General features: G+C 62.3%; 6 protein-coding genes. All 6 read left to right on the forward strand.

The genetic code is table 11. The annotated features are described in order from the left end of the window. The first annotated feature begins 217 nt into the window (after window positions 1-217). The 6 genes from PLL20_07570 to PLL20_07595 all read left to right on the forward strand — a co-directional run bounded on the left by PLL20_07570 (window position 218) and on the right by PLL20_07595 (window position 6,930). Window positions 218-1,405, forward strand: a complete 1,188-nt coding sequence (locus PLL20_07570; protein ID HPD29836.1) for a hypothetical protein — start codon at window positions 218-220, stop codon at window positions 1,403-1,405. After that, window positions 1,402-2,067, forward strand: a complete 666-nt coding sequence (locus tag PLL20_07575; GenBank protein ID HPD29837.1) for an MBL fold metallo-hydrolase — start codon at window positions 1,402-1,404, stop codon at window positions 2,065-2,067. The genes PLL20_07570 and PLL20_07575 overlap by 4 nt, the downstream gene beginning before the upstream one ends. A 303-nt stretch (window positions 2,068-2,370) precedes the next feature. Then, on the forward strand, window positions 2,371-2,775 hold the full coding sequence (locus tag PLL20_07580; GenBank protein HPD29838.1) for a zinc-ribbon domain-containing protein: 405 nt from the start codon (window positions 2,371-2,373) through the stop codon (window positions 2,773-2,775). Window positions 2,776-3,171: 396 nt separating this feature from the next. Continuing rightward, window positions 3,172-4,368, forward strand: a complete 1,197-nt coding sequence (locus PLL20_07585) for an MltA domain-containing protein (GenBank protein ID HPD29839.1) — start codon at window positions 3,172-3,174, stop codon at window positions 4,366-4,368. A gap of 980 nt (window positions 4,369-5,348) precedes the next feature. Beyond that, complete coding sequence (locus PLL20_07590; protein HPD29840.1) at window positions 5,349-6,656, forward strand: trypsin-like peptidase domain-containing protein; 1,308 nt, start codon at window positions 5,349-5,351, stop codon at window positions 6,654-6,656. A gap of 127 nt (window positions 6,657-6,783) precedes the next feature. After that, window positions 6,784-6,930, forward strand: a complete 147-nt coding sequence (locus tag PLL20_07595) for a hypothetical protein (protein ID HPD29841.1) — start codon at window positions 6,784-6,786, stop codon at window positions 6,928-6,930. The last annotated feature ends 174 nt before the right edge of the window (window positions 6,931-7,104 follow it).

The raw sequence follows: 7,104 nt of genomic DNA on the forward strand, positions 1-7,104 counted from the left end.
ACTTGCTGCTCGTCAGCCTCCGGCCATGGGTAAGACCAGACCCGCTGAGAGCGCGTGTGGGCAAGCCAGGGCATGGTCGGAGCCGCAGGAGACGGCGGAGACCTGCCGCCCGCGACTCAGCTATGCTGCAGGTCTCGGTCGCCGTGGCGACCTCGACGCTGCCCTACCGTCTGGTCCTGTTGGTTTTCGTCCAGGCTCTGAGCCGACGGAGACCTCCTTGCCTGCTACTGCCTCGAAGCCGGCCAGTGGTCCCGCTCCGCTCCTTTCGTCTCCCGCGATCGAACGGATCCCGTTGCCGGTTCAAGGCAAGAGCGGCCCCGCGTTCTACGTGTTGCGCAAGCCCGCCGGTTACGGTTCGGGCCAACTGCCGCCGCTGATTGTTGCATTGCACGGCACCGACGACACCGCGGAACAGACGGTCGGGTTCTGGGCCGCTCGCAGCATGCGGATTCCCCCGTTGATTACGGCACCACAGGGCGTCGGTCCCGGATGGCGAAACAGTGATACGGCCGTCATTCACGCCATGTTCAAGCACTTGCGGGCAAATGTCAGCTACGACGCGCAGCGAGTGCTGTTAACGGGTTTCTCGGCCGGCGGGGCAATGAGTTTTGAGCTTCTTTATGTCGAGGAGGTTCCCGTCACGGCCGTGGCCGCGCTGGCCAACTATGTCCCCCCCTGGATCACCGGCGAGCAGGTCAAGGCCAAGGCGCACGTACCGGTGTTCTACGCGGTCGGCATCGCGGACATCAACCACGAGCAAATGCGCGAGGGTCTCCAACGGCTTCGAACCGCCGGTGCCAGGATCGATCTGGATCGCCCTCGCATCGGCCACGTGCTCGACAGCGACGTGGCCCAGGAAGCGATTGACTGGTTTTTCGATCGCTGTGCCGATCAAGTGGGCGCTGCTCTTGACCGGATGGCCGCTGCCCGCCTCGTCGCCGACCTGCCGGCGCTCGATCGAATCTGCCTGCAAAGACGTTGGCACGAACCGTTGCACGTGCGTCGGGCGGAGCAGTTGATCAAGGAAATCGAGGCTCCCGGAAGGCTCGAACTGGCGAGAGCCCGGGCATTCATGGCCGAGGGGCGGGCGGCCGATGCCGTGGAGGTCCTGCAGGAAATCGAGGGCCGGTTCGTCGCCGGACCGCTTGCGCGCGAGGCCAAGGCCCTGCGTCTGCACCTGGAGTCCGACCCCGCCGTTCGCCGCGAAATTGCCGACCGCCTTGCCGGCCGCCGGGCTGAGCAGGCACTGTCCATGTACGTGAACGCCCAGCGGCTGGTCGTGCAGCGTCAGTTTGACGAGGCAGCCCGGCAGTGCCGCCGGATCATCGATCTTTACGGCGAAACGCCCGGCGCCGAGCGGGCCAGGACGCTTCTTCAACTTCTGGAGAACAGGAAAAAGCAGTGAGCCGCAACGACCTTCGCATTAAGGCCTTTGTCGATCCGAGTTTCGCCGAGAACGCCTACGTCGTCAGTGTCTCATCCGATGATGGAAATCGCGTCGGTTGGGTGATCGATCCGAGTTTTGCACCCGCCGTCGACAACCTCGTGGATTACGCGATCACCGAGCGTATCACCGTGGAGAAGATCCTTCTGACCCACGGGCATGGGGACCACATCGCCGGCATCGATAAGGTTCACGGCGCGTTTCCCGTGGCCCAGGTGGGTATTCACCCGTCGGACAGGCCGATGCTCGCCGACGGACGCCGAAACCTGTCCGCCATGTTCGGAATCGATTTGAGCGTCGAGACCCCCGCCGACCTGGAGCTGATCGTCGGAATGACCTTGCTGCTTGGGAACCTTTCCTGGCAGGTCTTGGACACCTCGGGGCATTCACCCGGCGGGGTCTCATTCTACTGTGCCCAGGCGGGCGTGGTGTTTACGGGCGATGCCCTGTTTCCGGGCAGTATTGGGCGGACGGATTTCCCGGGCTCGAACGGTCGGCAACTGCTTGCCAACATTCGCCGCAACCTCCTGACCCTGCCGGATGAAACCGTTGTTTACGCCGGACACGGGCCCCCGACCACCATCGGGATTGAACGAAAGTCGAACCCCTTCCTGGCCGAATGATTGGTTGGGCGCTTCCAGCGCGGCGCAGCGGTCCGCGCTGTTTTCGTCGGGATGGTGCCGCACGTCCGTGGCCGAATCCCGCCGGAAAACGCGTTGAAATCTGCGGCGCTGCGGGCATAGAATTGAGTGAAGGCACCGCGAAGAGGGGCCACCGCCTGAGGGTGGTGGAGCCAGCCAGATACTTCTCAAAGTTGTCATAACGCAGGTGCCGCACTCGATGCCCGGAGTATCAGCGCCGGGTGGTCGGCGACGTGCGGCTCGATACGTCAGACCGCCGGGAAGGAGGCTCTCGGAGGACCGGCCATGCCAGGCCATGAGGGCAAGATCGAGACCCGATGCCCCGCCTGCGGCGCGAGGTACCGCGTGCCTGCCTCCGGCATCGGCCACCGGGCCCGCTGTGCCAAGTGCGGCACCTCATTTCGCGTGGCCCAGCTCGCCCCCAGACGCAGGCCTGGCGATCTTCACCATCCGCCCACGGAAGATGACATTCTTCGTTGGCTCAACGAAGGTTCAGACGACGAGTTCCTGGCTCCCCGGCCTCGGATCATCAGTGGCAGTGACCCGAGTCATCCCGAGTCTCACGAAGAGACGCCTGTCGAACGTCCACGCTCAGTGCCGACGGAGCCGCGCGTTCCTCTGTCGGGCGATGTCGGCAATGTCATTGACTCCGCGCCGACTGGCGGCGGTTCACTTCGCAAGACAGGTTGACAACTCCAGGGGACGCCTCGGCCGATTCTTGTCACCATTCTGGCACGAGCTGCTGATGGCAACTGAAGCGATTGGCATCCTGTCCGCATTGCCTGTCGGAAATTCGCCGTCCTGACAGCGGGGCATCGTCTGTGTGGCGAATAACCGTCGACAGAGCTCCTCGTCCAACCGCACAAGGGGCCGTCGGATCGGTTGCCGGCAATCCGTACGCGTTTCTTGCTCCGATTGTCACGCAAGTTCGTTGCTGAAGGCCGTTCAAACCACCGATAATGGTGATGTTCGCCGGGGGTGGGATCAAGGGGCGAGAGCACAATCGTGGATCAGTAGTGTGTCATGGTTGCCGGCCGGCGGCCGTCGCGTCGCAGGCAGGCAGGATTGGCCAGGGAGGACGTTTCTATGATGGTCACGCGTCGCTGGATCTATCTCGGTCTCACGTTCATGGTGGCGGGGATCTTCGGCTGTCCAAAGCCGCCGGTGGAGATCAAACCGGAGCCGCCTGATTATTGGAAGAAATTGCCTCCAGGCGAGATGGCCTTGGTTAAAATTACTGATCCGGCACAGTACCCGGACTTCAGCGAGGCCTACTACCACCAGACCAATCTCGAGTACGCGGCGGCCAACAGCCTGGAGTACTTAAGCAAGGAGTCGTCGAAGAGGTACTTCCCATACCTGGATATCACACATGATCGGGCGATCCGCAGCGTCCAGACGCTCATGGATACGCTCCGGGAGGCCAAGTCGCCCGAAGAACTCGACCGTCTGATCAAGGAGCGGTTCGACATCTACGTATCGCGTGGATGCGACGACAAGGGTACGGTACTTTTTACCAGCTACTATCGCCCGATCTTCGACGCTCGCCTGAAGCCCGACGCGGAGTTCAAGTACCCCTTGTACAAGAGGCCACCCGACCTTGAGTTGAATGAGGCCACGATGACCTATCAACGCAAGGGCGGCGGTCCGTACCTGACCCGCCCGGAGATCGAGCACGGCGCACTGGCTGGTCAGGGGTTGGAACTGTGTTACCTGCGAGACCGTTTCGAGGCGTACATCGTCACCGTACAGGGATCCGGGAAACTCCGCCTCGAGGACGGCTCGTTCCTGGAAATCGGCTACGCCGGCGACAACGGCCATGAATACACCTCCGTCGGCCAGCGACTGGTCGATCGGGGCATGATCCCGCCGAAGGAGTTGTCTCTGCAGGGTCTCATCCGGTATTTCAAGGAGCATCCGGAGGAGCTGGATTCAAGCTTGGCGGTCAACAAACGGTACGTGTTCTTTACCCCGCGCCAGGGCGGCCCCTTTGGCAGCCTGAACGTGCCGGTTTCGCCGTATCGTTCGCTTGCCACCGACAAGCAGGTCTATCCGCGGGCCTGCCCGGCGTATATTCAGACGGTTCTCCCGGCCCGCCTCAACGGCGTGGGCGAGATTGCCGACCACCGCTACAAGGCCTTCGCGTTTGACCAGGACACCGGCGGTGCGATCCGGGCGGCCGGTCGCGGCGACCTGTTCATCGGCACCGGCCCCGAGATCGGCGAACTCGCCGGACGTACTTTCTCTGAAGGCAAACTCTACTACATCGCAGTGAAGGAATAACGGTCAAACCCCCGCGCGTCACCGTGCGGACAACACCACCCAAACGGCCGGGTCCAGCATGCTGGTCCGGCCGTTTTCTTCTGTACGTTACCCGCTGACGCTGTATCGCGGGGAACCGCCGAGAGGAGACTGTACGGGTACCACCGCATCGGCAACCGGCAGAACGTGACGATCGGGGACTATACAACCCCGACCTTGCGCTACTGTGCCGATGACCTGAACCGCTGCAACCAGACCAACACCCGCAACCCGCAGACCTGCCCGGTAACCTCGACGAGCGAGTCGTTCATCTGCGATGAGGTCGGCAACCACAAGACCGACGGCCTCTTCAAGTGTACCTGGGACGCCGGAACCCTTGACGCGACGGCCAACGCCATGCGTTGGAGCCTCCGGATTGCGGCACCGCCGCCCGTCGTGTCAAGGGAGAACCGCCCGATTGCGGTCACGCCGCGGACGCTGGCCCCCCCGGTCTTGACGAGCCGAGGGGTTTATCCCCTCGGTCTTGACATCTTGACGAGCCGAGGGGTTTACCCCCTCGGTCTTGACATCTTGACGAGCCGAGGGGTTTATCCCCTCGGTCCTGACGTCTTGACGAGCCGAGGGGTTTATCCCCTCGGTGGTTTATCCCCTCGGTCTTGGGCCCGGAAAAGGGTTCAGAAGCCATTTTCAGTAAAGGTGGTAACAGGAGGGCACATTTCTCAGCGTACTCAGCGGTTGACAAGAGCGATCAGCCTTCAGCGGCCGGAGAAACAGTGTTTCACCGCAGTGGACGCGGAGGGACGCGGACAACATTCACGTTCACTTCCAGAAACGTGCCCATAACCCCTACCTCATCGCCGCCGGATTCGCCAAGACCGAGCTCCCCATCCTCTGGCTCGCCAACAAGCGACTGGGCTTTACGTTCGGCTGAAAAGCGGCAAAATGTTAGTCGGCAGAAAAGCTATGGGAATCAAGGCTGGACAAGAAAGGCGGACATCAGCATGACAGCTTCGCGAAGGCGGAAATCTATCCCGGGCCGTGTGATTATCGTCACCAGTCTGCTGCCCCTGTGTATATGGGGCTGCGCCCTGTGCAATATCGACTACAGGCCGCTGGGGCAGTGGAAGATCGAGCCTGTCCAAAGTGCAAGGGTGGTGGATGGTCATCCTGGCCGAAGTGAGGAGTTCGCCGCCCAGTTGCAGTTGCCCCACAACAGCCCTCGGGAGAGGTCAGCATTGAGCATCAAGGCCAGGCACGAACTGACCTCTCAGCTTGGCTCGCACGACTATCGTCTTATCGGCATCATAGCTGGCCGGGGCAATGCCTACACCTCGCTGCCAGAGTTGAAGCAGAAGATGGCGCGGCGCGCAGCCAGGGAAGGCGGCGATGTGCTCTTGATCACCAAGACAGACGTGAGTCAGCGACCATTTGTTTATACCGCGCCCGGCAACGCTTACACCAACGTGTACGGAAACACTGCACATACGACGTACTACCCAGGTGCGACGTACGCTGGCACGCTTTCCTTTCCCTCGGCGATGGGCTGGGTACTGAAGCACTCGCCCGGTTGGGATGAAGTCGCCCAGAAGATTCTGTTGATGGATGACGCTACGGTGGCAGAAATCGATGCGGAATGGTCTGCCGCCGCCTCGGAGAAGCTGCCCTATGCGGAATTCGAGGAGCGAATGCGCTCGCTGATCGAGGCGAAGGCGGCCAGATTTGAACTCGCAGCGGCGACTCACCCAGGCCCCGCCGGTTCACGCCCGGCTTCCGATGGAGTCGTGGCGACAGCGGCACGGTCGGTCGTGTTCATCGAGGCAGATGAGGCCATCGGCTCGGGGTTCTGCATCGATACTCCCAGGACCATCCTGACGGCGAATCACGTAGTCGAGGGGGCCAGCCTGATCTTGATACGAACGCCCGAAGGGCAGAAAGCCTCTGCCGTGGTGCTGCGATTCGATTCGGACACAGACCTTGCTGTATTGATCCTGAGCAAATCCATCGGATTGCAGCCACTTCGGCTACGAGACTCCGAACCGAGCCTCGGCGATGAATGCTATGCATTAGGGGCACCCAGGGGCCTGACCGGTACTGTGACCAAGGGGATCGTCAGCGCTGTCCGGGCGGGCAAGCTGGCCCAGTGGGTCCAGACCGACGCGGCCATCAACCCCGGCAACAGCGGTGGGCCGCTGATCGACCGCGACGGCCTCGTCATCGGAGTCTGTGACTGGAAGCTCTCCGGCGGCGGCACCGAGGGTCTGGGCTTCGCCGTCGGCGCCGAAAGCATCCGCAAGATCCTGAACCCGTGACCAGGGCGTCGCAACGGGGACCCAGCTAGTTTTTGAGAAGCGGTCAGCGATCGGCCGTCAGCAATCAGCACTTCACCGCAGTGGACGCAGAGGGGCGCGGAGACGAAGGTGAGCATGAGTCTTGTTTTTGCGCTTTTCGCGCTTCTTGTGGCTGCACTTCGGTCTGGCCGAGGCGTTTGCCTGTGACGATGACGGAAACCTCTTGCATGATGGCACGTTCGACTATACCTGGGACGCCGGAACCCTTGACGCGACGGCCAACGCCAAGCGTTGAAGCCTCCGGCTCGCGGCACCGCCGCCCGTCGTGTCAAGGGAGGACCGCCCGATTGCGGTCACGCCGCGGACGCTGGCCCCCCCGGTCTTGACGAGCCGAGGGGTTTATCCCCTCGGTCTTGACGTCTTGACGAGCCGAGGGGTTTATCCCCTCGGTTCCCCTCGGTCTGATCAG

The organism is Phycisphaerae bacterium (genome assembly GCA_035384605.1).
Lineage (GTDB): Bacteria > Planctomycetota > Phycisphaerae > UBA1845 > PWPN01 > JAUCQB01.

Bases quoted from the DNA above. Each gene is read 5' to 3' on its own strand.
- PLL20_07590 (HPD29840.1), top strand. From the start codon at position 5,349: ATGACAGCTTCGCGAAGGCGGAAATCTATCCCGGGCCGTGTGATTATC.
- PLL20_07585 (HPD29839.1), top strand. From the start codon at position 3,172: ATGATGGTCACGCGTCGCTGGATCTATCTCGGTCTCACGTTCATGGTG.
- PLL20_07580 (HPD29838.1), top strand. From the start codon at position 2,371: ATGCCAGGCCATGAGGGCAAGATCGAGACCCGATGCCCCGCCTGCGGC.